Origin of the sequence: Leisingera aquaemixtae, from assembly GCF_019801145.1 — a bacterium.
GTDB classification, from domain to species: Bacteria; Pseudomonadota; Alphaproteobacteria; order Rhodobacterales; family Rhodobacteraceae; genus Leisingera; species Leisingera aquaemixtae_A.
Map to the genome: position 1 here is coordinate 14,074 of NZ_JAHVJQ010000009.1, position 22,994 is coordinate 37,067.

A 22,994-nucleotide genomic window follows, 5' to 3' on the forward strand; every position below is an offset into this window, starting at 1 on the left:
CCGCTCCTCAGGCCGCGTAGCCGGTCATGTTGCCGCTGCGGCCGATGTTGCGCAGGATTTCGCGGGCCGCATTGGCCCCCGGCGCCGCCATCACCCCGCCGCCCGGATGCGCGGAGGAGCCGACGATATACATGCCGTCAATCGGGGTGTCGTATTGCGCATATCCCGGCACCGGGCGGTTGAAGAGCAGCTGGTCGAAAGTCAGCTCGCCCTGGAAGATGTTGCCCTCGGTCAGGCCCACCTCCTGCTCGATGTCCCAGGGAGTGCGGATCTCTGCGTGCACGGTCTTGCTGCGGATGTCGGGGCAGGCTTGCTCCAGCTTGTCAAAGACGCAATCGGCAAAGGCGCCGCGGGTCTGGCCGTTCCAGTTGGTGCCCGCGCGCACGCCGCCCACCTCCAGGTCATAAGGCGCATACTGTACGAAGACGGTCATCATGTGCTTGCCCGGCGGTGCCATGGTCGGATCGATCTGGCTGGGGATCAGCATGTCGAAGTACGGGTTCTGCGACCAGCGCCCCTCCTTCCAGTCGTCGTAGGCGCGTTCCAGCTCGTTCAGGCTTTCGGCGCAATGCAGATCGCCGCGCAGGAAGGGCGCGCCCTTGGGGGCGGCGGGGAACTCGGGCAGGGCATCCAGTGCGATGTTCAGCTTGCCCGAGGAGCCGCGGATCTTGAACCGCTTGACTGCCTTCACGAAATCGCCGGGCAGATGCTGCTGGCCGGTATGCTGCAGGAAGGTGCGTTTCACATCCATGTTGGAGGCGACGATGGGCGCGTGGTATTCGTCGCCGTTGTCCAGTGCCACGCCGGTCACTTTGCCATTGTCCACCAGGAAGCGGTCGACGCCGGAGCCGGTGACGATGGTGCCGCCTGCCTCCTCGAAACAGGCCCCCAGCGCGTTGGAAATCGCGCCCATGCCGCCGCGGGCAAAGCCCCAGGCCCCGATCGCGCCGTCCACGTCGCCCATGTAGTGATGCAGCAGCACATAGGCCGTGCCCGGTGAATAGACCCCCAGCCCGGTGCCGATGATCCCGGCCCCGGCAATATGCGCCTTGATCAGGTCATTTTCGAAATGCTCGTCCAGGAAATCGCCGATCGACATCGACCAGAACCGCAGCGTTTCACCCAGCTCCTTCTTGCCCAGCCCGTGCGCCTGTCTGATCAGGAACAACAACTCACCGATGTCGCGCGGCTTCAGCGAGGTCGGATCCGGCGCATTGCGCAGCAGGAACGGCCGGATGAAGCGGCACTGGCGGATCACTGTCTGGCTGAACCGGTCGTAGGCATCCGCATCATGGGCGCTGTGGCGGGAGATTTCCCGGCGCAGCGCGTCATGGTCGGACATATAGGCAAAGTAATCGCCGTCGCGGCTGAAGCTGGCGCCGCCTTCGTAGGGGATCACCTGCAGCCCGTATTTCGGCAGCTCCAGATCGCGCACGATCTCGCGGCGCAGCAGCGAACAGACATAGGAGCAGTTGGAGTAGGTCCAGCCCTCATGCAGCGACCGGCTGACTGCGGCGCCGCCGATCCAATCGTTCTTTTCCACCACAAGCACCTTCAGCCCGGCTTTGGCCAGGTAACAGGCGGCTGTCAGGCCGTTATGCCCTGCCCCCGCCACGATGGCGTCATATCTGTCGTGCTGCCCCATGAATCTCTCCTGGTCCGGCTGTTGCTGACGGGAGCCTAGTGGAGATGATTTTTGCGGTAAAGTTTTTTTGAGCGCTCAAATAAAAATAATCGGGCTGACAGGCGCAGCGAATTGTGGAACAAGGAAGAAAATTGAATTCTGGATTTCTCATGGTGGCATCGCAGGGCAGCGGCAGGAAGCCGCGCAAGGAACGCAAGGAAAACGCCGACATGCGGCGGCGGCAGATTCTGGATGCAACGCTGAAATCCATTGTTGCCAACGGCTTGGCCAAGACGACGCTGGCCACCGTGGCCAATGAGGCCGGGCTGTCCCAGGGCGTTGCGGTTTTCTACTTCAAGTCCAAGACCGGCATTCTGACCGAGGCGCTGCGGGATCAGTACCAGACCTACGAGGCCCACTGGCAGGCGGCGCTGGACAAGGCACCCGAGGATCCCGCAGCCCGGCTTCGCACGATCATCGAGGCAGATTTCAGCCCCAAGGTCTGCAACCCCAGCGCCCTTGCTATCTGGTTCGCCTTCTTCGGAGAGCAGAATTTCGTCCCGCAATATGCCGAGATCACCGGTGAGTTTGAGGAGAAGAGGTCTCAGATGCTTGCCGAGATCTGCCACAAGCTAATACTGGAGGATCCCGTGAAGGCGGACAGGGCCGGCGGGTGGATCGACTCTCTGACTGACGGATATTGGCAGAAGCTGCATTTGTTCCCGCACATATACAGCCGGGAAGGAGCGCTGGAGCAGACGCTGAACTTCCTTCAAACACTGTTCCCCAGCCATGCGGAGGCTTTCCAGGCAAAGGCTGGCAGTTAAGCCAATCAGCAGCCTGACAGGCGTTCTCCACCACAACGAATTCCCGCAAATATGCATGGAGTTCAGCAAAATGCCTGCGTTGGACCGCTCGAGTTTCTCCCTCTCGAGGTGCATTTGCCCCGGTGCTGGTTCTGAACACCTGATTTTGGCATGCCTCAAGGCCTGCATGAGGCTGTTGCAAACTTCTGTTTCCGTGTTCATCGGGATCCCCGCACACAAAATACGCAGTGTGCCACTATTGCGGCAGCATGCAGGGAAGGGGCGCATTGTCCGCTTAGCGTCAGTTCGTGCCTGGCGCAGCGCAAGGCGAGTTCGTCGCGAATCGCGCTCGTAGTGCGCCACTAGGGGAAAGTAGTGGGGAACGGTATCGCACAGGTTGCCTTGTCTAGAAATTCTGTCCAGATTGGTCGCGTGAGGCCAATTCTTGAGTAAGAAAGCGATGTCCGAATCCGAAAATGCGCCGGTTCGCAAGATCGGGTACGCCCGTGTCTCGACAGCAGACCAAGACCCGGGCATGCAGACCCAAGCGCTCAAGGACTACGGCGAGACGTTCTCGGCATATTGGTTCGGACCATCCAACTAGGGTCAGGACCCATTGATTTCAGGCTTTCAGCATGATTCACAGGCCGAAAATCGAGCGGTGACATGTCTAATCTCTTCTGGCTGACCGACGCGCAGATGGCCCGTTTGGAACCCTTTTTCCCGAAATCCCACGGCAAGCCGCGCGTTGATGGCCGGCGCGTCCTGAGTGGAATTATCTTTATCAATCGCAACGGCTTGCGGTGGCGGGATGCGCCCAAAGAGTACGGCCCGCACAAGACCCTGTACAATCGCTGGAAGCGGTGGAGCGATAAAGGGGTCTTTGCGCGGATCATGGCAGCCAGCGCGCTGACCACGGACCGAAGCATGTACCCGAAAGACCTCAACCGAAAGCCGCAGCAAAAAGCAGGAAGGGCTAGAATAGAACCGGCGGAACCGCTTTGGCGGATCAATTTGCCTGCCTAAAACCGCTTGACTGGGACGGCCTCGTTACCGAAGTCCTGACCCTAGGGAAGCGCGATCTGTCCGCTTGGTCGCTAACAGTGTCAATGAGATTGAGAAGGTTGACCTAAGAGGTGCGGGTTTCTTTCCATATGTTTACGCATCAGCGCGTTTCGATCATGTGTTCTCCAAACTCGACGAGATGAATTGCCGGTAGTGCCACCGAGCCTTATAGGCGCGGGCGCGTGGGAAGCGGCTAACTAGAGTCTGAAAAGGGAGCGCTCGCCGACGCATCGCAAGCGCAATGAGGAGCGAGTTTTTCCCACACCTAGTCACCTATTTAATAAGGCACTTGTTCGGTAAAGGCCAAATCCTGCTCCCGCAACCAACGTTTCCGGCCAAGCCCTCGCCACCAGCGGGGGATTTTTCGATTCAGGCTGGCCGTGGGAGAACGGATACGGCGAAAGCCTCAACGCCCGGTTCTGCCCCTCTCGGCAGCATGCTTTGCATGCGCCTGCCGGGCAATGGATGAACTGCTCAACGGTGAATTCTTCTACAGCCTGCACGAGGCTCAGATCCTGATCGAACAATGGATGAAGCACTGCAACACAAAGAGATAACGCAGCGCCTTGCGCTATCGCCCGCCAGCTCCGGAAACAGTCGTCCTGAAGGACCAGAGGCCGGTCATACTCTGCCAATCAAACCGGACCACTCAGGTGGGGCTGATCACATGGTTTATTGAGAAACAAAGTGGAGTAATGTCCTCAATCATGCTACACTCTTTATAGTGTGATTTTATGAGTGAGGGGACCCATGACAATTGATCGTGAAGGCAGAGCCTCAGAAGTCGAAGAGAGCCTCGATGATGCGGAACGCAGAGAAGTGCTTGCTTCTCTTGCCAAGTACACTGCGACCGTAGCCGGGGCATCCACTGTTGTTCTGTCGGCATCTGCATCGGTTTCTCAAGCCAGTGTGAGCGGCTCAGGCGGCAGGCCAAGACCGCCACGGCCGCCAAGACCTCCGAGGCCCCAGAGGCCGCCGAGACCGCCGAGGCCCAGGAGACCATAGAGGTGGCTATGGTGATGATTGGCAAAGCCCGCCACGCGCAGAGGGCTTAGCAATTTTTTTCAGAGCATGTGACGCAGTTGATCGATACCCGCGACGTCAAGAGTGTGCAAAATCTTGACCGAGACCTGAAGATGCTGCGAAGTCCGGCGCGCTTGGTTGAGAGCGCCGGATTGGGGCGCAGGTTCGTATTATTCGCACCTGCGTCCGGGGCAATTGTCCTTACAGACCGGTTGGGGATCGAGCTCCTATCTGGGGTTGTGGCTTGCGAGGATGCGAAGACAATAGCATCCCGGCTTTCAAACATGTCTGCGGCGTCAGAGCCATTCGGTAGCCAGGAGGCATCTGAAATCGCATCAGCAATCTTGGCCAGCTGGAGAGATGCCGGGCTGTTTGCGAAAGAACAATTGCCCTTTCCTGACGCCGTGACCGACCATGGCGGCGAGGCGCTCAATAAACGGGGGTATGTCTCGGAATTCGGACGGCTCCTGATTGAGAGCGACGATCTGAGGCTCGCCGAACAGTTGGATGAAATACTTGGGCAGTACGCATGTGAAGATATTGGTGCCGGGCAGGAATGGGCTAAGGCCGGGCGGGAATGGGTTAAGGCACGGTGCGTGTACTGCGAAGGCGGCGGACGGGGTGTTTTTCTGGGAGATACGCCGCTCTGGGGACGATCAACACGGGATGAGGCGCGGTATTTTCTGATCCGGGAAGCTGCTGAGACGTTATGCGGAGACGGTCAGGTGGGCGCTGTCCTGCATGGGGCGGCGGTGCTTGGCAGCTCCGGTGCATTGCTTATTGTTGGGGACAGCGGCCGCGGCAAGTCGACACTCGCACAAGGGCTGGTCGAAGCCGGGTGCGGTTTCCTTGCCGACGATCACTTGCCTTTGCATTTGGATGGCCGCCACTTGCTTGCCTTTCCTGCCGGCAGTGCCGTCAAGCATGGCGCGCGCGAGTTGAGCGAGGTCAGAAGGCTGGCCGTCCGCCACGGCAAGCTCGCGAGTTCTCGAAACAGAGTGAACTATCTTACTCTTCCCCCCGCTGCAGCTGTTGGAGCACGCGTTCCCATAAAAGCGATTGTGCTGCCCGAGTTCAGAGCGGGAAGCGATCTCGCAGTCGAAAAGATAGACCCGGAACAGGCCTTCACTGACTGCGTTGTCACTGGCGCCAGGCCATCGCGGAGAAACACGCAAATCACCCCCTTGGCCGTAATGTGTGATACCTTTCCCGCATACCGGCTCATCTTTGGAGAGTCTCAGCAGTCCGTTTCGGCCTGCTTGGACTTGCTGAGCTCTTGCAACTCTTAGAAGAATGCCCATCGGCGCCGATGCGCGCGCTGCTTGGGCTTGTGGCAACGGCAATCTCTGCAGAGCCCCCGCGTGGGTTGGCGGAAATGCTTGCGGAAACCAGTCCGGAAGACCTCGCTCGGGTGGCCCAGCTGAACCAGGTCCACACTATGATCGCTCCGGTGCTGAAGGCGCATCCGGAAGCTGCCGGCGCCTTGCCGCGGGACCTGTTAATTTTCTTTGAGACGATGCATCGGGCGAATAACGCGCGTCTGGCATCTGGCATCGCCCAATTGACTGAAATTGGCCTTGCGTTAAGAGAAATTGAGGTTCCTGCTGTCGTCCTTAAGGGCGGGGCTGACATGCTGGATGCATTGCACGAAGATCAGTCAATCCGCTTTGTAGGTGATCTGGATATTCTTGTGCCCATCAGCCGCGCTTTGGAGGTCGAAAAGTGCCTATACGACATTGGGGCGACGGCACCTTTTGAGCGTCTGGGTACGAAACCAGAGCTTAACTGGAGAGGGCGGCGGATCCCGGAGCATCACCTGCCAAAACTCACACGTTCGGACTGGCACTTTCCGGTCGAGCTGCACACAAGAACCGGCCCCGGCCTGACAGATCGCATGCTGGCCGCCGAGAGCGTGATTTCCCGGCGAGTTCCTGCCAGGGTTCCCGGGCTCTCTTATCCAAACTGGGAGGATCGTGCCTGCCACCTTGTGGTCCATGCAGGCCGTCACTCAGGGCAGGTCTCTTTGCGTGCATGGGTTGATTGGGTGGCTATGCGGAAGCACTGCGCCTTGTCTGAGGTGCGGTCGCGTTTAGAAGCCCATGACCTTCATGAAGCCTATGCCGAGTTTGAGCATCTGGCTGACTTCTTGGAGAATGCTTTGGTGATCTCAAATAACTCCTCTGAGAAATATTCCTTCGTAAGCTCTGCGTTGAAAGTCCTGTGCGCAGAAAGCAGACCCAGCTATTTCGATTTGCTGCGGCAGGTTTTCCGCCGGGCAAGAATGCTTGCCGAGTCGAAAGATTACCGCAGATACATTGCAAGAAATTTGCTCGATCCAAGGTGGTGGGCTCGCGTTTGGTCTTCGCATATTGGGTCAAGATGGCGTTCCCACTAACCGCGCCGGGTTGATGCGCGGCCGGGATCAGAGTTTGATTTTGTTCCAATGGCGTTTGAAGGCGCCCAATTGGCGCCCTAGGTGCCACATTCCTGGCGCTCTGTGCTCCGGTGCCTAGGCCGGATGGAGGAAGATTCTTCCGCAGGCCTCATAACCCGATTTGAAGCAGCCTCCAGCGGCGGTCGAGATCACGCTTTTCCTCACCGCTGCGGGGGTTGACGAAATAGAGCCTGCTGCGGAGTTCCTGCGGCATGGCAATCGCGGGGAGATCATATTTGGAACCGCTGATCGTTTGGTGTGATGACGGAACACTGTTTGTGGCGTTGGTGTAGACGGTCGCCTGGGCCATCATGTCAGGCCGCAGCACGTAATCGATAAGCCGGTTAGCAGCGGCGGTATCTCCGGCATCGCTGGGGATGACAAACAGGTCGGCCCAAAGATTGGCGCCTTCTTTGGGGATGACGTAGTGGTACCTGTCGCTATCCTCTTCCAACAGCGGCGCCAGCCCGTCAGTGCTCCAGGTAATTGCAAGGCAGATTTCTTCGTCCAGCAGCGCATCATACTGATCAGAATCGAATGAGCGGACATAGGGTGCGATCGAAGACAGGACGCCGAACGCGGCCTCCAGATCCTGCGCTGAGTGTGATTGCGGGTCCAGCCCAAGGTAGGCAAGCGCTGCCGCCACAACTTCCTCTACCGAATTTACAATCGTGATGCCGCAATCTGCGAGCTCGCGGGCATTGGCGGGATCAAACACCAGCGCCCAGCTGTCAAGCGGTGCATCCGGCAGGCGTTCCAGAACCGCGCTCCGGTCGAACACGATCCCCGTCGTGCCCCAGAGGTAAGGCACGGCGTACCCCTTGGCTTGCGGAGCGGATGCCAGAAACATCTCCATAAGCTCGTCGTCAATAGCGGCGGCGTTCGGAATACTGGCCAGGCTGATTTCCTGGAGCGCTCCGGCCTCAACCAAACGGCCGACAGTTTCCGAGGCTGCCACCGCCAGGTCGTAACCGGTGCCGCGGGCAATCAGGCGCGCCTCTGCCTCGTCGGCTTCGCCATAAGTGTCCAGAATGATCCTGGTGCCTGTGGCTTCCTGAAAACTCTCGACGGTCTCAGGGGCGATGTAGCCGCTCCAGTTGTAGAGCCAGACGTCCTCTGGGTCTGCTGCGGCCGGGGCTGTCATTGCGGCGGCGGCCAAAGCCGCGGCAAAGCGAGTCATCAGGCGCATTTTGTGTCCTCTTGATTGGCGGTTCCAGCTGCTTCTGGCCAGAGCCGAGTCAGAGCGGCGGCGAGCGCCGCTTTGTTGACAGGTTTTGCAAGGTAGTCGTTCATGCCCGCGGACAGGCCCTCGGAGCGTTGTTCGCTCATCGCGTTGGCGGACAGGCCAATGACCGGAACCGGCGGCAGGCTTTGCGCCTTCTCCCACTCCCTGATTGCCCGGGTGGCTCCCAAGCCGTCCAATTCAGGCATCCGGACATCCATGAGCACCACATCAGGTGCCCAGTTTTGCGTCAGCTCCACCGCTTCAAATCCGTTGCCTGCGGTGATGACGGTGCACCCCAGCTTTTCCAGCATTTTGCCCGCGACCATCTGGTTCACCCTGTTGTCGTCAACGACCAGCACTTTCTTGTTGAACGAAGCGCTGACAAGAGCCTGCGCTGGAGCCTCCGCGGGAGGCGGGACATCCTCCACTGGAAATTGCAAAGTGAATTCCGCGCCTTCGCCCTCCGCGCTATGCAACGAGATCGTGCCGCCGATCGCCTTGGCGAGGTTCTTCACGATGGCAAGGCCGAGCCCGGTTCCGCCAAACCGCGTGGTGGTGGTGGCATCGGCCTGTGCGAATTGCTCGAATATCCGCTCCTGCGCTTCTGCAGGTATCCCGATTCCACTGTCCTTCACGGCAATCTGGATCAGCCGCGTCCCGTCCGGACCGGGCGCCAATTCCTGCAGCTTCACATCGACGGACCCGTTCTCGGTGAATTTCAACGCGTTGCTGATCAGGTTGACAACGATCTGACGGATCGCAGTGCTGTATCCCAGCACATGCCAGCTGCCTACCTGCGGGTCCGCGGTCAGTTTCAGGGCGATCCTGGCGCTTTGGGCGCGCGCGGAAAACAGGTCTATGACCTCCAGGCATGTCGCGCGGACGTTGAACGCCTCAGCCTCCATTTCCAGCTTGCCTGCTTCAGCTTTGGACAAGTCCAGCACATCATTGATAATGCTCAGCAGGGAATTTCCGCTCACGATCATCATGCGGATCATGTGCCGCTGCTTGTCATCAAGCTGGGTGTCGTTCAGCAGTTCCGCCAGGCCCAGAACACCGTTCAGCGGGGTCCGGATTTCGTGGCTCATCGTCGCCAGGAAAACCGACTTGGCCTCGGATGCGGCCTCGGCTTTGCGTCGGCTTGCTTCAATCTCTGCCTGTGCACTGATGATGAACCGTTCCATCGGCAGATGCACAAACCGGGCGGCGACGTAGACGCCAATAGCGCCGATGGCGACAGCCACCAGCGCATAGAGCAGCTGGACTTTTGCTGCGATCCGGGCGGTCTGGGCCTCAGCCTCCTTGACCTTCATGAAGACTGGCAGCAACCGCCTGGACAGGTCCGAGGCCAATGCGGCGGCCTTAGTATCGGAGGCAGCTTCCCGGTCTTCCCCCGGATCAGTGAGAACCCCGGAAAGAAACAGGATGTCTTGCAGTTCGGACACGGGATTGAGCGTTGGCTGGGACAGGATTTCCTGCGCTTGCGGCGAAAACGCTGCGAGCGCATCGGCACCGGAAAGCTCTGCCAGCGAGTCGGCTGCAGGCCTGGCGCTGCGGCGGATGCGCCCCCGCGCAATCAGCGCTCTCTGGCTGCCCGGGTCGTCTTTCAATTCATCAAAGGCCAGCGACAGTTCAGCAAGCGAAACCAGAAGCTGGTCCAGCACCCTGGTGTTTTCCACCCGCCGGGCCACGCTTCTCTGCCCGGACAGGGTGACGCAAAATGCGGCCACTGCGGCGGCCAGCAGGATCGCCAAGGCGATACCGCTGCGCAGCCGGAGGTATCGCCGGGTAATGCGCTGCTGTGTCATTTACACTCCGGTGCGTTAGGGGGCATGGCAGGGAAAGGCAGCCGTATTCCGCAAAGTAGAACCGGGTTTCCATTCTGAAAAGCAAGCGTTGAAAATCAATTAAAATGAAATTGATGGTTTGCCTGTCCCCGCTGCGGCCGTTTGCAGGCCCCTGTCAGAAAGTCGCGATTTGGATTGCAGCAAGCGATCCGAAGCTGAAACAAACAAATTGAAGCGTTGAGCAGATTCCGCTTTCCTGAAAAGCACTGATCCAAAAATCAGGGGATCAGACCCGGATTCTGGTAGCGAAGGTTTTTTGTGCACCGGTATCCTTGCTTCAGGAGGAGCCAAAATGAAGAATTTTCTGCACTCTCTCTCAGCCGGCCTGACAGCGCTATGCATCGCATTTGGCCCTGCGTCCGCCGAGGAATGGCGTTTCAATAACTTTTTGCCGGAAGCCCGGCCGGAAACTGCGGAGCTGGAGCAGTTCGTAGCCGATGTAAACGGTGCACTGGGCGGGAACCCCGAATTTGTTCTCTACAGCGGCGGATCGCTAGGCCTGCCGAACACCGACACGCTCCGATTCCTGCCCAAGGGGGCTGTTGAAATGAGCCTGATGTGGGCCAACTACCTGGGGCGTGATGCTCCGGCGCTGAGTTCTGTTGTGGTTCAGGGGACCATCGGGTCGATCGAAGAGTTTGAGAAAGCCATCCCGGAGGTCCGGAAAATCTATGAAGAGGAGTTCGCGGACTGGGGGGTTGCATCCGTCGGCTATGTCGCAATTCCTATGCTGTCGGTTTCCGTGTTCTGCCGGGACGAACCGGTGAACTCGATCGAAGCGCTCAAATCGAAGAAGCTGCGCGTCTGGGCGCGAGATCAGGTTGAAACTTTCACCCGCCTGGGTGTGGCCGCGCAAATCATTCCGCAGGAAGAAATGTATGTGGCGCTCAAGACAGGTGTGGTCGATTGCGCGCTTTATCCGGCGCTTTATGCCCATACCGTTTCGCTGCAGGAGGTCGCAAAATATGCGTCCTTCCTCTATCCGATGGCCTCCGGCCCCTATGTGATCGGCGTGGCCGCTGACCGATGGGCCGAGACCGGGAGCGACGTCAAAGACGCCGTCGCAAAGGCAGCTGAAGACCTTTGGAACCGCACCAACCAGTACGAGGACGACTTTGAGCGTGAGCTGAAAGCGCGGGAAGATCTGGTGGCTGCGGGTGTGACCTGGGGCGAGGACTTTCCGCAGGAGGACCGCGAACTGTTCGTCTCCTCTGTGACCGAGACCTGGGAAATGCTGGCGGAAGAGGCGGGAGGCAATGCTCCGTCCTACCGCGAGCGGGTTCTGAAAGCGATTGGCCGCTGAGCGGCATCATGGCCTGGCTGTTGAAAAAGCGAATTGCGCGGGGGCTGGAAATACTGGCCCTTGCCTGTGCCGCTGCCGCAGCGCTGGGCATGACCGCGATTGTGGGCATCATCGTCACCAGCGTTTTGATGCGCAAGTTCGCGAATGCGCCGCTGCATATCACCGAGGAGGTGGTTGGCCTGCTGCTGAGCGTGTCACTGTTTCTGGGGCTTCCAATGGTTACCCTGAAGGCAAACCATGTCCGTGTCGCTCTGCTGGCCGACTTCCTGAAAGGGAGATGGCACACGGTGATGCAGTTTGCTGCCTTGCTGGTGGGGGCCGCCTTTTTCACATGGCTGATCATTGAAACCGTGCCCTGGTTCGAGTTTGCGTTCAAACGCAACCTCCGAACGGAGACAGCACGTATCCTCCTCTATCCCTGGATGGCGCTCATGCCGCTGTCTCTGGCGCTGACCGGGCTGATCTATCTTGCCCGCCTGACCGGCATTATCGCCCGGGCTGACGAATCCGATATCGAGACGCCGGAAACACTCGCTGGCGGGAAATCCTGATGTCGTTCTGGCTTACTCTGATCGGCGGGTTGGCGGCTACTGCCGGAACAGGCGTGGCCCTTGGGGCGGCGCTGGGCCTGACTGGGCTAATCATCCTGCAATTCTTCTCAAACGGTGCCACCTCGCTTGCCATTGATGCAATCTGGAGTGTTTTCAACTCCTTCACCCTGAGCGCTGTTCCCATGTTCATCCTTCTGGGTGAGGTGCTGCTGCGCAGCGGCATCAGCGAAAAGGCTTATGCTGCTTTTTCACCGCTCTTCCGCAGAATTCCCGGGGGCCTGCTGCACACCAATATCGCCGTTTGCACATTGTTCGGCGCGGTTAGCGGTTCCAGCCTGTCCACTGCGGCCGCAGTGGGATCGGTGGCGTACCCGGAAATGACAAGGCGCGGCTATGACAAGGATACGGTTGTGGGCAGTCTTGCCGGCGGCGGCACGCTGGGCCTGCTGATCCCGCCGAGCCTTTCCTTCCTGATTTACGGCGCTTTGACAGAAACCTCGATTGGGCGCCTGTTTGCGGCGGGCATCATTCCGGGGTTGCTGGTTGGGAGCCTGTTCATGCTCTATCTGCTGGTCAAATGCACCCTCAGCCCGGGTATCGCGCCCCGTGATACGGCGAAGCCGTCCGGGGCGCAAACGCTTGCGGGTTTCAAGCAGATCTGGCCGTTGCTGGCGCTGATCCTTGCGGTCATTGGCAGCATCGTCGCCGGCCTGGCAACCCCAACCGAAGCGGCGGGCGTCGGCGTAGTGCTGGCAGTGCTGGTTTCCTGGGTTTGGGGCGACCTTACCTGGGCACGGCTGATTGACGCGATCTACCGCTCAGCTCTGCTGTTTTCTGCAGTTGGCTTTCTGGTCCTGGGGGCAACAATCCTGGCGCAATCGGTCAGTATCCTTGGAGTGCCGCAAAAGATCCTGGCGGGTGTCGCGCAAAGCGGGCTGGGCACATACAGCGTTCTGCTGATTGTCGTGCTGATCTATCTCATTCTGGGGTGTTTTTTCGACGGCTTGTCGCTGATGATCATGACGCTGCCGGTGGTGTTTCCGCTGCTGACCGGGCTGGGCTTCGACCCGGTCTGGATTGGCGTGGTGATCACCATCGTCATCGAAATCGGGCAAGTCACACCGCCGGTTGGGCTCAACCTGTCGGTGCTGACTGCACTGACCGGAAACGAGGTCAGCCTGGGCCGTGTCGCCATTGCGACCGTCCCCTATTGGGTTATTCACCTATTCACAATCCTGATCCTGACCCTGTTCCCCGTACTTGCCCTGTACCTGCCGGATCTGCTTTTCTGAAAGGAACACTGAATGACACTGAAAGTCCGGCCAAAAGCGTTCGGCCCGGTTTATGCCCAGTTCGATGGCACGGACGGCATTCGCTATTCCCTGGCCAGTCTGGAACACACGTCGCAGCACCCGCCGTCAGATACCCCGGTTGACACTCTTCTTGCTTCTCTGGCGGCATGTATCATCAAGTCGGTGCAATGGTCCGCAGGGCAGCAAAAGGCGCCTCTCAATCCATTCTCTGTCAAGGTTTCCGCGGTAAAAACGCCCGAACTGCCAGGGCGGATCGAGAGTATGGAAATTGCCGTTTTGGGGCAGCCCGTTGATGACCCCGTGCTGGTTCCCGCGATTGTGGCACAGGCAAAATCAGCGTGCACAATCAGCAACAGTTTGAATTGCAAAGTGAGTGTCGTCATCTGCGAACCGGATTAAATCTGGGCGGGCTGGCATGTTGGAAACGCCTCCGAGGAGGGGTCGCAGTTTCTGCAGCCGTGTTTGCTGCCAATGTTTTTGCGAATTATTAATGCAATCTTAGATTGTTATTTAATAATTTTAACCTGTGACTGGTTTTAAAATTTTGGTCGGGAATTGCATTCTTCGACTCCCGGTCAGGACAATTCTAGTGGAGGCGCGAATGGGAGCGGACACGCCGGGCGGCAGCAGCCTAGCAAAAGAACGCGCAGCTTTGGCGAAAATGTCCCACCTACATTGGGTACATTGGCTGATTGTTCTGCTGTCGCTGCTTCTGACGGTGACGGCCTGGCACGTCACCCGGACAGAGATCCAGACCCGGACCCAGGAACGTTTTCAGCGCGCGGCGGCCCAGCTGACCAGCCTGGTCCGGGAGGGGATGGAGAAGTATGAGGATGCGCTGCGAAGCGGTGTCGCGCTGATCCATGCATCAGGCGAAGAAGTCTCGCTGGCGCAATGGGCGCGGTTTTCGAGCAGCCTGGAGATCGAGCGGCGCCATCCGGGCATCAACGGCATCGGTGTTATCTACCCTGTCGCGCAAAGCGGCCTGGATGATTTTGTCGCCCGCCAGCAGGCGGAACGGCCGGGCTTCAATGTCCACCCGCAGCACTCAGCCAGCCTGCGCCTGCCAATCACTTTTATCGAGCCGGCGGATATGAATGCAGCTGCAATCGGCTTGGATATCGCCCATGAAACAAACCGGCTGACCGCAGCTCTGAAGGCGCGGGATACCGGAACGGCGCAGATTACCGGGCCGATCATCTTGGTGCAGGACGAAAACAGATCGCCTGGCTTTCTGTTTTACATGCCCTATTACAGCTCCGAAAACCTGGCCAGCGTGGAGCAGCGGCAGCGGCATTTCAGTGGACTGGTCTATGCCCCGTTTGTGTTCAGCAAGCTGATTGATGGCGTGCTGGAAAAGGAGAACCGGATGGTCCGGTTTTCCGTGCGCGATGGCCAGGAAGCCCTGTATGACGAAGCCGATGGCAACGGTCTGCGCGAAGAGTCAGAGTTCCGCCAGCAGGTCAGCCTTGGCATGTATGGGCGGCGCTGGGAGTTTGAGATCTGGGAAAGCCCGGAATTCAGGGTGCTGAATGGCAGCAGCGAGCCGCTGCTGATCCTGATTGGCGGCCTGACCATCGATTCATTGCTTCTCGGGTTGTTTGTTATGCTGACCCGGTCGAACCGGCGAGCGATTGCTTTTGCCAGCCGGATGTCTGCCGAAGCCAACCGCAAGGCGGAGGCCCTGCAGAAATCAAACGAGGATCTGGAACGCTTTGCCTATGTAGCCTCCCATGATCTCAAGACACCGCTGCGCGGCATCGCTTATCTGGCCGGTTACCTGCGCGAGGATCTGGAGCCGGTTCTGCAGGCCGCGGGCGGCGCGGCGGAGGTTGAGAACCATTTGGACCGGTTGGAGCAGCAGGTTCAGCGGATGGAGGCGCTGATCTCCGGGATTCTCTCGTATTCTGCCCTGCAGCTGGAGGACCGGCCGGTCAAGCCCGTCGACACCCGTGAACTGGTCATCAAGCTGGTGCAGCAACTGGGATTGCGCGGCGATCAGACCCGGGTGACTGGCAGTTTCCCTAAAATTGAAACCGATGAAACCGGTCTGGAGCAAGTGCTTTCCAACCTGCTTTTCAATGCGGTGAAGTATCATCATCAGCCCGAGATCGCATTGATCACGGTTTCAGCCCAGGTCCAGGATGGCTGGCTGACGATCGATGTGTCGGACAATGGCCCGGGCATTGCGCCCAGGTACCACAGGAAAATCTTTGAGATGTTCCAGACACTGCAAGCCAAGGATGAAAGCGGCAGCACCGGTATCGGATTGGCGATCGTTCAAAAAACGGTCGAACGCTATGGCGGCGTTGTTCGGCTGGCCTCTGAGGAGGGGCTGGGCGCAACCTTCACGATTGTCTGGCCGCTCCGCCACCAGAACCAAACCGACATCCAAAAGGCTGCTTAGATGACGGTACAAGAGATTTTGCAAATCCTGCATGTCGAAGACCACGACCTGGATGCAGAGGCCGTGCTTCGGACATTCCGCAAGCTTGGCGTGGACATCCCGGTGGCGCGTGCGCCGGACGGCGCCGAAGCACTCGAAATGCTGCGCGGGATGGATTCCGATGCAATCCGCAGAACCGTCATGCTGCTTGATCTTAACCTGCCGAGGATGAGCGGGTTAGAACTGCTTGAACAGATGCGTGGCGACGGTGAACTGGGTGCAATGCGCGTGTTCACCTTCACGACTTCGGAAAGCAAGGAAGACCGGGCAGCGGCGCAGAGCTTCGGGATTGAAGGGTACATTGTGAAACCCGCAATCAGCAGGGAGCTTCCGGCTGCCCTGACACCTTTCCGCGACTTCCTGCGCTCTGCCTGATCGCCGCTGAACGGACCGTGGCCTGGGTGCAGGCCCCGGCCAAGAGGAGAGCAGTATGTCTGAAGACCGCCAGCCCGACCTGCAAATCCTGCTTGTCGAAGACGACAGTTTCGACGCGCGGCATTTCAAACGCCTGCTGTCCAGGTCTGGTGTGCCTGCACGCTGCGAAGTCTATGCAACCCCACATGATGCGCTGGCACATCTGGCCGCCGCCCCTCCACCCCGGGTCGACATCCTGTTCCTTGACATGAATTTGCCAGGAATGAGCGGGATCGAATTTCTGGAAGCCTGTGTGACACAGTTTGGAGTGCCCTTATCCTGCCGAGTCATTCCAATGCTGTCGGTTCCGCTGATGGCATCAGACGAAGCGCGGCTCAAGACGCTGCTTGGAGATTTCCAGACGCTGGCTAAGCCGTTTGACCAGCAGGAGCTGCTTCAAATCCTGCGATGATGGCTTTGGGCCGATTTCCGTCCTCGTGGCGCTGGCGCTCAGCGAAGAGGGGGCTGCACGCCGCCTGAACCGGGTTTCCGATCAAATTCCAGGACGAGCTTGCCCGGAATTCCGGCATCACCCCGGCTGCGCGCGAAATCCTTGTCGCAGCGGTTCTACAGGGCCAATCTGGCGGCTGGTTGCGGCCGCCGCTAGTGCACTGGAGCGGATCGCGGAATTTAGCGACGCAGATGAGGCTGAGTGCGCCAATCCGTTCCGCAACCCGGGCATTCAGGTGATGCTTGAGGATGTGATATTTGACCTGCAGCCTCTCGGCACCAACGGCAACTTCAAAGGCAAATACTACCTGACTGGTATGGGGCACATGTCCGGAATACAGGCCTGCGCGTTAATACGGCCGGCACGGCAGAGCTGAATGCGGCCGGCACCATTCTTCGGAACCCTCCGCAAGAGTTGCCGCACGTTCATCAGGGTTGCCGGCTGGTGCTGCAAGCTGACGCCATCATGTTGGCTATCACCCCGTTTCCGACAACCAAACCTCTAGCAAGGGCACAAGCTGCAACCCCGGCGATCACTTCTTGGCGATCCAGCCGCCTGCAAGATGACTGGGACGCAACTTTGTATCAGCATGGGAGGGCCTGATGCGTCTTTCGATTAGAAAGGAAACAGCATGGCCGACCAAAACGTCAATGTCCTGCTCGTCGAGGACAACCCGCTCCACATGAAGCTTGTCGAACGGCTGATCGCAAGCGAGCCTCAATTGCAGTGTACTGTCGATCTTGCCGCCAATCTTGCCGATGGCCTTGCCCGTCTGGCTGCCGGCGGCATCGACCTGGTGCTGCTGGATCTGGTTCTGCCCGACAGTCAGGAGCTTGAAACACTGTTCCGGGTCCGCGCGGCAGCGCCGGATACGCCGGTGGTTATTCTCACCGCCATGGACGACCTGAAACTCGCCGCAAACGCGGTGGAGGCCGGTGCCAGCGATTTCCTGGTCAAATCCAACCTTAACGCAGTCGCGCTGGGCCGCGCGATCCGCTACTCGCTGGCCCGCGCCCGGGCGCGCACGGCGGAGTGGGACTCTCCTATGTTCCGTCTTGCCCAGCAGCAGTTCCTGAAGGCAGCGCAGATCATGGAGCTGGATGACAACATCCGCCAGCGGCTGCTGTTCCCGCAGCGCACCCAAGTGGTGTCCTTCCCGTTTTTCCGCGATGACCGCAGCCAGGTGGAAACCGTGTTCGGCTACCGCGTTCAGCATGTGCTGACGATGGGGCCGACCAAGGGCGGGGTGCGCTACCACGAAGATGTGGACCTGGGCGAGGTCGCGGCCCTGGCCACCTGGATGACCTGGAAGTGCGCACTGATGAACCTGCCCTATGGCGGCGCCAAGGGCGGCGTGCGGGTCGATCCTACTGGGCTGTCGCGGCATGAGCTGCAGCGGCTGACGCGCCGCTATACCACCGAGATCATTGATATCATCGGTCCTGACAAGGACATACCAGCCCCTGATATGGGCACCAACGAGCAGGTGATGGCATGGATGATGGACACTTACAGCCAGCAGGTGGGCTACTCCGTGCCGACGGTGGTCACCGGTAAGCCGGTTGTGCTGGGCGGGTCGCTCGGCCGCCGCGAGGCCACAGGGCGCGGATTGGTTTATATGATCGAAGCTGCTGCACGCCATTCCGGGCTCGACCTGAACGGCGCACCTGCCGTGGTGCAGGGCTTCGGCAATGTCGGCAGCTTTACGGCGAAATTCCTGGAGGAGGCCGGAGCGAAGATCGTCGCTGTCAGCGATGTTTCGACCGGGCTTTACAATCCCAACGGGCTGCCGGTTCAGGCGCTGATGGATTACGTGGCAGAACACCGGGTGCTCAAGGATTACCCGGAGGCCGATCACCTCAGCAATGCCGAGCTGCTGGAAACCAAATGCGATGTGCTGGCACTGGCGGCATTGCAAAACCAGGTCACTGCCGAGAACGCGGACAGGATCGACTGCAAGATCCTGGCTGAGGGGGCCAATGGACCGACGACGCTGGAGGCCGATGAAATCCTCAACGAGAAAGGTGTCATGATCGTGCCGGACGTGCTGGGCAACGCAGGCGGCGTCACAGTGTCCTACTTCGAGTGGGTGCAGGGCACCCAGAACCTGACCTGGAAACTGGACGAGATTAACGGCCGGCTCCAGGAAATCATGCTCAACGCTTTTGAGCGCACGGTGGTGCGTGCCGCGCGTGATGGGCTCGATATGCGCACGGCAGCGCTGGTTGAGGGTGTGCAGCGGGTGACTGATGCCAAGCTACTGCGTGGATTGTTCCCATAGCCGGGCAGCAAGATAGCGGCGTGATCACTCGAACCGGTTGTTGGAGGCTGGCCAGATGAGCGACAAAGCAACCCACTCCGGTCCCGCAGCTGGCGATCGGGTGTCGCTCGCAAGCCGCATTTTCGTCCGCGGCCGGGCCTGGGTAACCGGCACCGTCGGGGTGCTCAGCCTGGCGCTGACACTGGTTGTCTGGCAGGCGCTGCTGAAGGAGGAGCGCGAAACCGCGGCGGCCGAGTTCGACCGTGCCGCCGCGCGACGGGTGGAGGCCGTCAAACGGCAGATGCTGCAAGGGGCATCGGTGATTGATGCGCTGCACGGGCTCTTTGCCAGTTCACGCTCAGTGGAGCGCCGGGAGTTCCAGATATTCGTGCGGCCTTTCCTGAACGATCAGCCCAACATTGAACTCGTGCTGTTTGCGCCCCGGGTTGAGAATAATCTGCTGCCTTTCTGGGAGAACCTAGGCGCCGCACAGCTGAAAACTCCCTATGGCATCTACCAGAGCGCTCCGGACGGGTCGCGCATACCCCCGCAGCCGCGGGACGTGCATTTCCCGGTGTTCTTCGTCGAGTCGCGCCGCAGCGCGGCTCTTGGCACCCTTGGATATGATCTGGCGTCCGACCCGGTGTTCCTAAAGGTGATCGAGCAGGCCCGTGACGGCGGCGGCGCCGTGGCCAGCCCGCATATCACTATGCCGGGCCTGACCGCCGGGCAGTCTCGTATTGCTATTGCCGCCCCGTATTTCACCCGCTCCGGCCCCGCGCTGCGCCGCGAAGAGCTGCAGGGTGTAGTGGCCGTGATTCTGCGGGTGAGCGATGTCCTGAAGGATGCGCTGGACAGTTTTCCCGGAGACGGAGTTGAGGTCTATCTGGCCGACGGTGCAACTGGTGAAAGCTTCCATTTGCCGGACAGACAGGCAGACGGCAATGCAGAGCAAGGGCGCATTGCTGATCCGGCCGCCTTGGCTGCCGCGGCTGGTCTAAGCCATACAGCCGAATTTGAACTGCGTGGGCGGAGCTGGACATTTCTGGCAGTCCCGGGGGAGGGTTTCCGGCCCAAGGCATGGCCGTCCGATGCGAGCATTGCATTGGCAGGCGGCTTGGCGGTGACAGCCATCCTGGTTGCCTTCCTGATATCCCTCAGCCGCCAGATCGCCGAACGCAGCCGCGCCGAGGCCTCGCTGCGGGAAAGCTCGGCGCTGCTGAAGTGCAACCAGACAATCACCCGGGCTGCCAATGAAGCGGAGAGCATCAGCGATGCCTTCCGGGTTGCGCTGGATGAGATCTGCACGCACACCGGCTGGCCGGTCGGGCATGTCTACCTTTACGACGAAGAGGCAGGCGACCTGGCGCCGTCGGATATCTGGCATCTGGCGGATCCCGATGCCTTTCAAACTTTCCGCAAGGTGACCTGTGCAACCCGTTTTGCACCCGGCTCCGGCCTGCCTGGGCGGGTGTTCAGCAGCGGTGAAGTGGCCTGGATTCCGGATGTGAACCGCGATCCCAATTTTCCGCGCGCCAAACTGGCCAAGGAAATCGGGGTGAAAACCGGAGCCGGCTTCCCCGTGACGCATGGCGGGCGTGTCGTTGCGGTGCTGGAGTTTTTCTCGAGCCGCGTGGAAGAGAAGAACCCTGCTTTGCAGGATGTAATGGCACAGGTGGGAACGCAGCTGGGCATTGTGGTTGCGCGGCAGCGTGCCGAAGCCGAGGTGCAAGAAGCGCGCGCACGGGCCGAATATGCCAGAACGCAGCTGGAGGATGCGATCGAGTCGGTCGAAGAGGGGTTTGTCCTTTACGATGCCGAGGACAGGCTGGTCCTGTTCAACTCGGTTTTCCGGGAGAAATTCTTTCCGCAGGTGGAAAAGCTGGAACCGGGGATGACGTTCGAGGATGTGCTGCACGCGGTATTCAGAGCGGGGCTGGTTTCGACTGGGGATGTCGGTGAGGAGGAATGGATTGAAAACCGTCTGGCCGTCCACCGAAACCCGGGCAAGCCCATTGCCGTGCATCACACCACAGGGCGCTGGCTCTGGATCAGCGAGCACAAGACCCGCGATGGCGGCACCGTCAGCGCCTACACAGATATTACCGAATTGCAAAAGCACCGCAGCCGGCTGGAAGAGCTGGTTGCCGCCCGCACGGCCGAACTAGAACAGCGCACCGGGGAACTGCGGCGCTCTCATGCTGAGCTGGAAACGGCGCGCGATGCGGCTCTGCAGGCAAGCGTCGCCAAGAGCCAGTTCCTGGCAAACATGAGCCATGAAATCCGCACACCTCTCAATGGGGTGATCGGTATGGCAGAGCTGCTTTGCGGAACTGACCTCACGCCGCAGCAGAGCGAGTATGCCCGGATCATCATGCGGTCAGGCGACACCTTGCTGAATCTCATCAATGACATTCTGGATTTCTCCAAGATCGAAGCCGGCCGGCTGGAGCTGGAGGCCACCCCCTTCCGGCTGCGCGATCTCTTGGGCGATACCCTGCAGACACTGGCCGTGCGGGCGGGTGAAAAAGGGCTGGAACTGGCCCATCACATCCCTCCAGAGGTTCCCGACCGGCTGGTCGGCGATCCGACACGCCTGCGCCAGATTATCGTCAACCTTGTCGGCAACGCCATCAAGTTCACCGAGGCAGGCGAGGTGGTGGTCGATACCCGGCTGGCAGGCCTCAGCGAAACTGGAGTGACGGTGCAAATCGAAGTGCGCGATACTGGCATCGGCATTCCAAAGGAACAGCAGGACAAAATCTTCGAAGCTTTCGGCCAAGCCGACACTTCAACCACCCGGCAATATGGCGGAACCGGTCTAGGCCTCGCGATCTCGGCCCAGCTGGCCCGCAAGATGGGCGGGGAAATGACGCTGGAGAGCGTGCCAGGCAAGGGCAGCACGTTTTCGTTTGCCGTGAAGATGGGGCTGGCCAGCGAGGACGACCTGCCGCGGGCGGCAGTGCCCAAGGAATTGCATGGCATGCCGGTGCTTGTCACCGATGACAACGCGACCAACCGCAAGATACAGGCGGAGGTTCTGGAGAATTGGGGCATGACGCCGGTGCTGGCAGACTGCGGGGCGGATGCGCTAGCACGTCTGGATGCAATGATCTCCCGCGGCACCCAGCCGCGGCTGGCACTGCTTGACCTGATGATGCCGGAAATGGACGGCATGGCGCTGGCCGCGAAAATCCGCGAACGCCCGGCGCTGGATGCAATGCGCATTCTGATCATGTCTTCCGCTGGTTACTCAGGCGGCGAAGCGCGCCTGCGAGAGTTGAAAATTCACCGGATGCTGGTCAAGCCTGTGAAGCAGTCCGACCTGCTGAACGCCATCCTTGCGGCAATTGGCACCCAGGTGCGCGAAGCTGCACCTCAGGCCGCCGCAACTGAGGCGGGCGTTACACCGTTGAAAATCCTGCTGGCCGAGGATGGCGCGGTCAATCAGAAGGTCGCAATCGATCTTTTAACCCGGCGCGGGCACAGCGTGGACCTGGCCGAAAACGGTCAGGAGGCGGTCGACGCCACGGCGCGCAAGACATACGATTTGGTGCTGATGGATATGCACATGCCGGTAATGGACGGTGTGGCTGCCGCGAAAGCGATCCGTGCCCGTGAGCAGGCAGAGGGCGGCCGCTTGCCGATTATCGCCTGCACCGCCAGCGTGACGCCCGCGGACCGCGAGCGCTGCGCCAATGCCGGGATGGACGATTTTGTTGGCAAACCGTTCCGCGCTGAGGGCCTGCTGGGGGCCGTTGAACAGGCAACCCGCGGCGCGGTTCCCCGGCAGTCCCCGCCAGCAACGGAGCTGCCGGAGGCAGAACCAGCCGGCGCGGTTGCTGATGCCCCCGCTGATGTGCAACCGGTTGACTGGCAGGCCGCCCTTGGGAGGCTGGGCGACGAAGGGCTGCTACGGGAGATGGCGGAACTGTTTCTGTCGCAAGCCCCGCAGCTGGCAGCCGACATTGAAACCGCTCGCCGCAACGGAAATGCCGAAGACCTGCGGCGTGCGGCGCATACGCTCAAAGGGTCAGCAGCCGTTGTGGGTGCTACCCAGGTTGCCGAAGCCGCGCGGCGGCTGGAGAATGTGGGGCGTGACGGGCAGCTTGACGAAGCGCCGCCGGTGCAGCGTGATCTTGAGGCGGAACTGGAACGCTGCCGGACCGCACTCAGAGACATCCTTGCCAATAATGGGTAGCTCACGACGCTCCCCGAGGCAGCCATGGGAC

The 22,994-nt window shown here is 60.0% G+C and carries 16 protein-coding genes and 2 pseudogenes; 15 read left to right on the top strand and 3 right to left on the bottom strand.

Annotation, left to right across the window (positions count from 1 at the left end; all coding sequences use genetic code 11):
• Positions 1–7 precede the first annotated feature (7 nt).
• On the bottom strand, positions 8–1,645 hold the full coding sequence (locus KUW17_RS17980) for a phytoene desaturase family protein (protein ID WP_222481662.1): 1,638 nt from the start codon (positions 1,643–1,645) through the stop codon (positions 8–10).
• Between the two features lie 149 nt (positions 1,646–1,794).
• Between KUW17_RS17980 and KUW17_RS17985 the strand changes: the two genes are divergently transcribed.
• The 5 genes and pseudogenes from KUW17_RS17985 (at position 1,795) to KUW17_RS18000 (ending at position 6,913) form a co-directional block, all read left to right on the top strand.
• Positions 1,795–2,451 (top strand): TetR/AcrR family transcriptional regulator, encoded by a 657-nt coding sequence (locus KUW17_RS17985; RefSeq protein WP_222481664.1) that lies wholly within the window; start codon positions 1,795–1,797, stop codon positions 2,449–2,451.
• Between the two features lie 645 nt (positions 2,452–3,096).
• Positions 3,097–3,339: pseudogene (locus KUW17_RS17990) on the top strand (transposase); the annotation flags it as partial.
• A gap of 528 nt (positions 3,340–3,867) precedes the next feature.
• Positions 3,868–4,049: pseudogene (locus tag KUW17_RS23540) on the top strand (hypothetical protein); the annotation flags it as partial.
• A gap of 528 nt (positions 4,050–4,577) precedes the next feature.
• Positions 4,578–5,807, top strand: coding sequence for a hypothetical protein (locus KUW17_RS17995; RefSeq protein ID WP_222481666.1), 1,230 nt, complete (start codon positions 4,578–4,580; stop codon positions 5,805–5,807).
• 20 nt (positions 5,808–5,827) lie between these two features.
• Positions 5,828–6,913, top strand: coding sequence for a nucleotidyltransferase family protein (locus KUW17_RS18000; protein ID WP_222481668.1), 1,086 nt, complete (start codon positions 5,828–5,830; stop codon positions 6,911–6,913).
• 148 nt (positions 6,914–7,061) lie between these two features.
• Here KUW17_RS18000 and KUW17_RS18005 read toward each other — a convergent pair whose 3' ends face one another.
• Complete coding sequence (locus KUW17_RS18005) at positions 7,062–8,132, bottom strand: extracellular solute-binding protein (RefSeq protein WP_222481670.1); 1,071 nt, start codon at positions 8,130–8,132, stop codon at positions 7,062–7,064.
• Positions 8,132–9,985, bottom strand: coding sequence for an ATP-binding protein (locus KUW17_RS18010; protein WP_222481672.1), 1,854 nt, complete (start codon positions 9,983–9,985; stop codon positions 8,132–8,134). The genes KUW17_RS18005 and KUW17_RS18010 overlap by 1 nt, the downstream gene beginning before the upstream one ends.
• 331 nt (positions 9,986–10,316) lie before the next feature.
• On the opposite strand from KUW17_RS18010, the gene dctP reads away from it, so the two are divergent.
• The 10 genes from dctP (at position 10,317) to KUW17_RS18060 (ending at position 22,963) form a co-directional block, all read left to right on the top strand.
• Positions 10,317–11,327 (top strand): TRAP transporter substrate-binding protein DctP, encoded by a 1,011-nt coding sequence (gene dctP, locus KUW17_RS18015; protein WP_222481674.1) that lies wholly within the window; start codon positions 10,317–10,319, stop codon positions 11,325–11,327.
• Positions 11,328–11,335: 8 nt separating this feature from the next.
• Complete coding sequence (locus tag KUW17_RS18020) at positions 11,336–11,878, top strand: TRAP transporter small permease (protein WP_222481676.1); 543 nt, start codon at positions 11,336–11,338, stop codon at positions 11,876–11,878.
• Positions 11,878–13,170: a TRAP transporter large permease gene (locus tag KUW17_RS18025; protein ID WP_222481678.1), complete on the top strand. Its 1,293-nt coding sequence runs from the start codon at positions 11,878–11,880 to the stop codon at positions 13,168–13,170. The genes KUW17_RS18020 and KUW17_RS18025 overlap by 1 nt, the downstream gene beginning before the upstream one ends.
• Before the next feature lie 12 nt (positions 13,171–13,182).
• A complete protein-coding gene (locus KUW17_RS18030) occupies positions 13,183–13,590 on the top strand; it encodes an OsmC family protein (RefSeq protein ID WP_222481680.1) in 408 nt (135 codons plus the stop codon).
• A gap of 262 nt (positions 13,591–13,852) precedes the next feature.
• Complete coding sequence (locus tag KUW17_RS18035; protein ID WP_222481682.1) at positions 13,853–15,598, top strand: CHASE domain-containing protein; 1,746 nt, start codon at positions 13,853–13,855, stop codon at positions 15,596–15,598.
• Positions 15,599–16,012 carry a response regulator gene (locus tag KUW17_RS18040; RefSeq protein WP_222481684.1) on the top strand — a complete coding sequence of 138 codons (414 nt, stop codon included), beginning with the start codon at positions 15,599–15,601 and terminating at the stop codon, positions 16,010–16,012.
• 55 nt (positions 16,013–16,067) lie between these two features.
• Complete coding sequence (locus KUW17_RS18045; RefSeq protein ID WP_222481686.1) at positions 16,068–16,463, top strand: response regulator; 396 nt, start codon at positions 16,068–16,070, stop codon at positions 16,461–16,463.
• 25 nt (positions 16,464–16,488) lie between these two features.
• Positions 16,489–16,878: a hypothetical protein gene (locus KUW17_RS18050; RefSeq protein WP_222481688.1), complete on the top strand. Its 390-nt coding sequence runs from the start codon at positions 16,489–16,491 to the stop codon at positions 16,876–16,878.
• Between the two features lie 255 nt (positions 16,879–17,133).
• On the top strand, positions 17,134–18,783 hold the full coding sequence (locus KUW17_RS18055; protein WP_222481690.1) for a Glu/Leu/Phe/Val dehydrogenase dimerization domain-containing protein: 1,650 nt from the start codon (positions 17,134–17,136) through the stop codon (positions 18,781–18,783).
• Positions 18,784–18,838: 55 nt separating this feature from the next.
• Positions 18,839–22,963, top strand: coding sequence for a response regulator (locus tag KUW17_RS18060; RefSeq protein WP_222481692.1), 4,125 nt, complete (start codon positions 18,839–18,841; stop codon positions 22,961–22,963).
• Positions 22,964–22,994: the final 31 nt, after the last annotated feature.

Bases quoted from the DNA above. Each gene is read 5' to 3' on its own strand.
- KUW17_RS18055 (WP_222481690.1), top strand. From the start codon at position 17,134: ATGGCCGACCAAAACGTCAATGTCCTGCTCGTCGAGGACAACCCGCTC.
- KUW17_RS18060 (WP_222481692.1), top strand. From the start codon at position 18,839: ATGAGCGACAAAGCAACCCACTCCGGTCCCGCAGCTGGCGATCGGGTG.
- KUW17_RS18045 (WP_222481686.1), top strand. From the start codon at position 16,068: ATGTCTGAAGACCGCCAGCCCGACCTGCAAATCCTGCTTGTCGAAGAC.
- KUW17_RS18030 (WP_222481680.1), top strand. From the start codon at position 13,183: ATGACACTGAAAGTCCGGCCAAAAGCGTTCGGCCCGGTTTATGCCCAG.
- KUW17_RS17985 (WP_222481664.1), top strand. From the start codon at position 1,795: ATGGTGGCATCGCAGGGCAGCGGCAGGAAGCCGCGCAAGGAACGCAAG.
- KUW17_RS18040 (WP_222481684.1), top strand. From the start codon at position 15,599: ATGACGGTACAAGAGATTTTGCAAATCCTGCATGTCGAAGACCACGAC.
- KUW17_RS18000 (WP_222481668.1), top strand. From the start codon at position 5,828: ATGCGCGCGCTGCTTGGGCTTGTGGCAACGGCAATCTCTGCAGAGCCC.
- KUW17_RS18035 (WP_222481682.1), top strand. From the start codon at position 13,853: ATGTCCCACCTACATTGGGTACATTGGCTGATTGTTCTGCTGTCGCTG.
- KUW17_RS17980 (WP_222481662.1), bottom strand. From the start codon at position 1,645: ATGGGGCAGCACGACAGATATGACGCCATCGTGGCGGGGGCAGGGCAT.
- KUW17_RS18020 (WP_222481676.1), top strand. From the start codon at position 11,336: ATGGCCTGGCTGTTGAAAAAGCGAATTGCGCGGGGGCTGGAAATACTG.
- KUW17_RS18025 (WP_222481678.1), top strand. From the start codon at position 11,878: ATGTCGTTCTGGCTTACTCTGATCGGCGGGTTGGCGGCTACTGCCGGA.
- KUW17_RS18010 (WP_222481672.1), bottom strand. From the start codon at position 9,985: ATGACACAGCAGCGCATTACCCGGCGATACCTCCGGCTGCGCAGCGGT.
- dctP (WP_222481674.1), top strand. From the start codon at position 10,317: ATGAAGAATTTTCTGCACTCTCTCTCAGCCGGCCTGACAGCGCTATGC.
- KUW17_RS18005 (WP_222481670.1), bottom strand. From the start codon at position 8,132: ATGACTCGCTTTGCCGCGGCTTTGGCCGCCGCCGCAATGACAGCCCCG.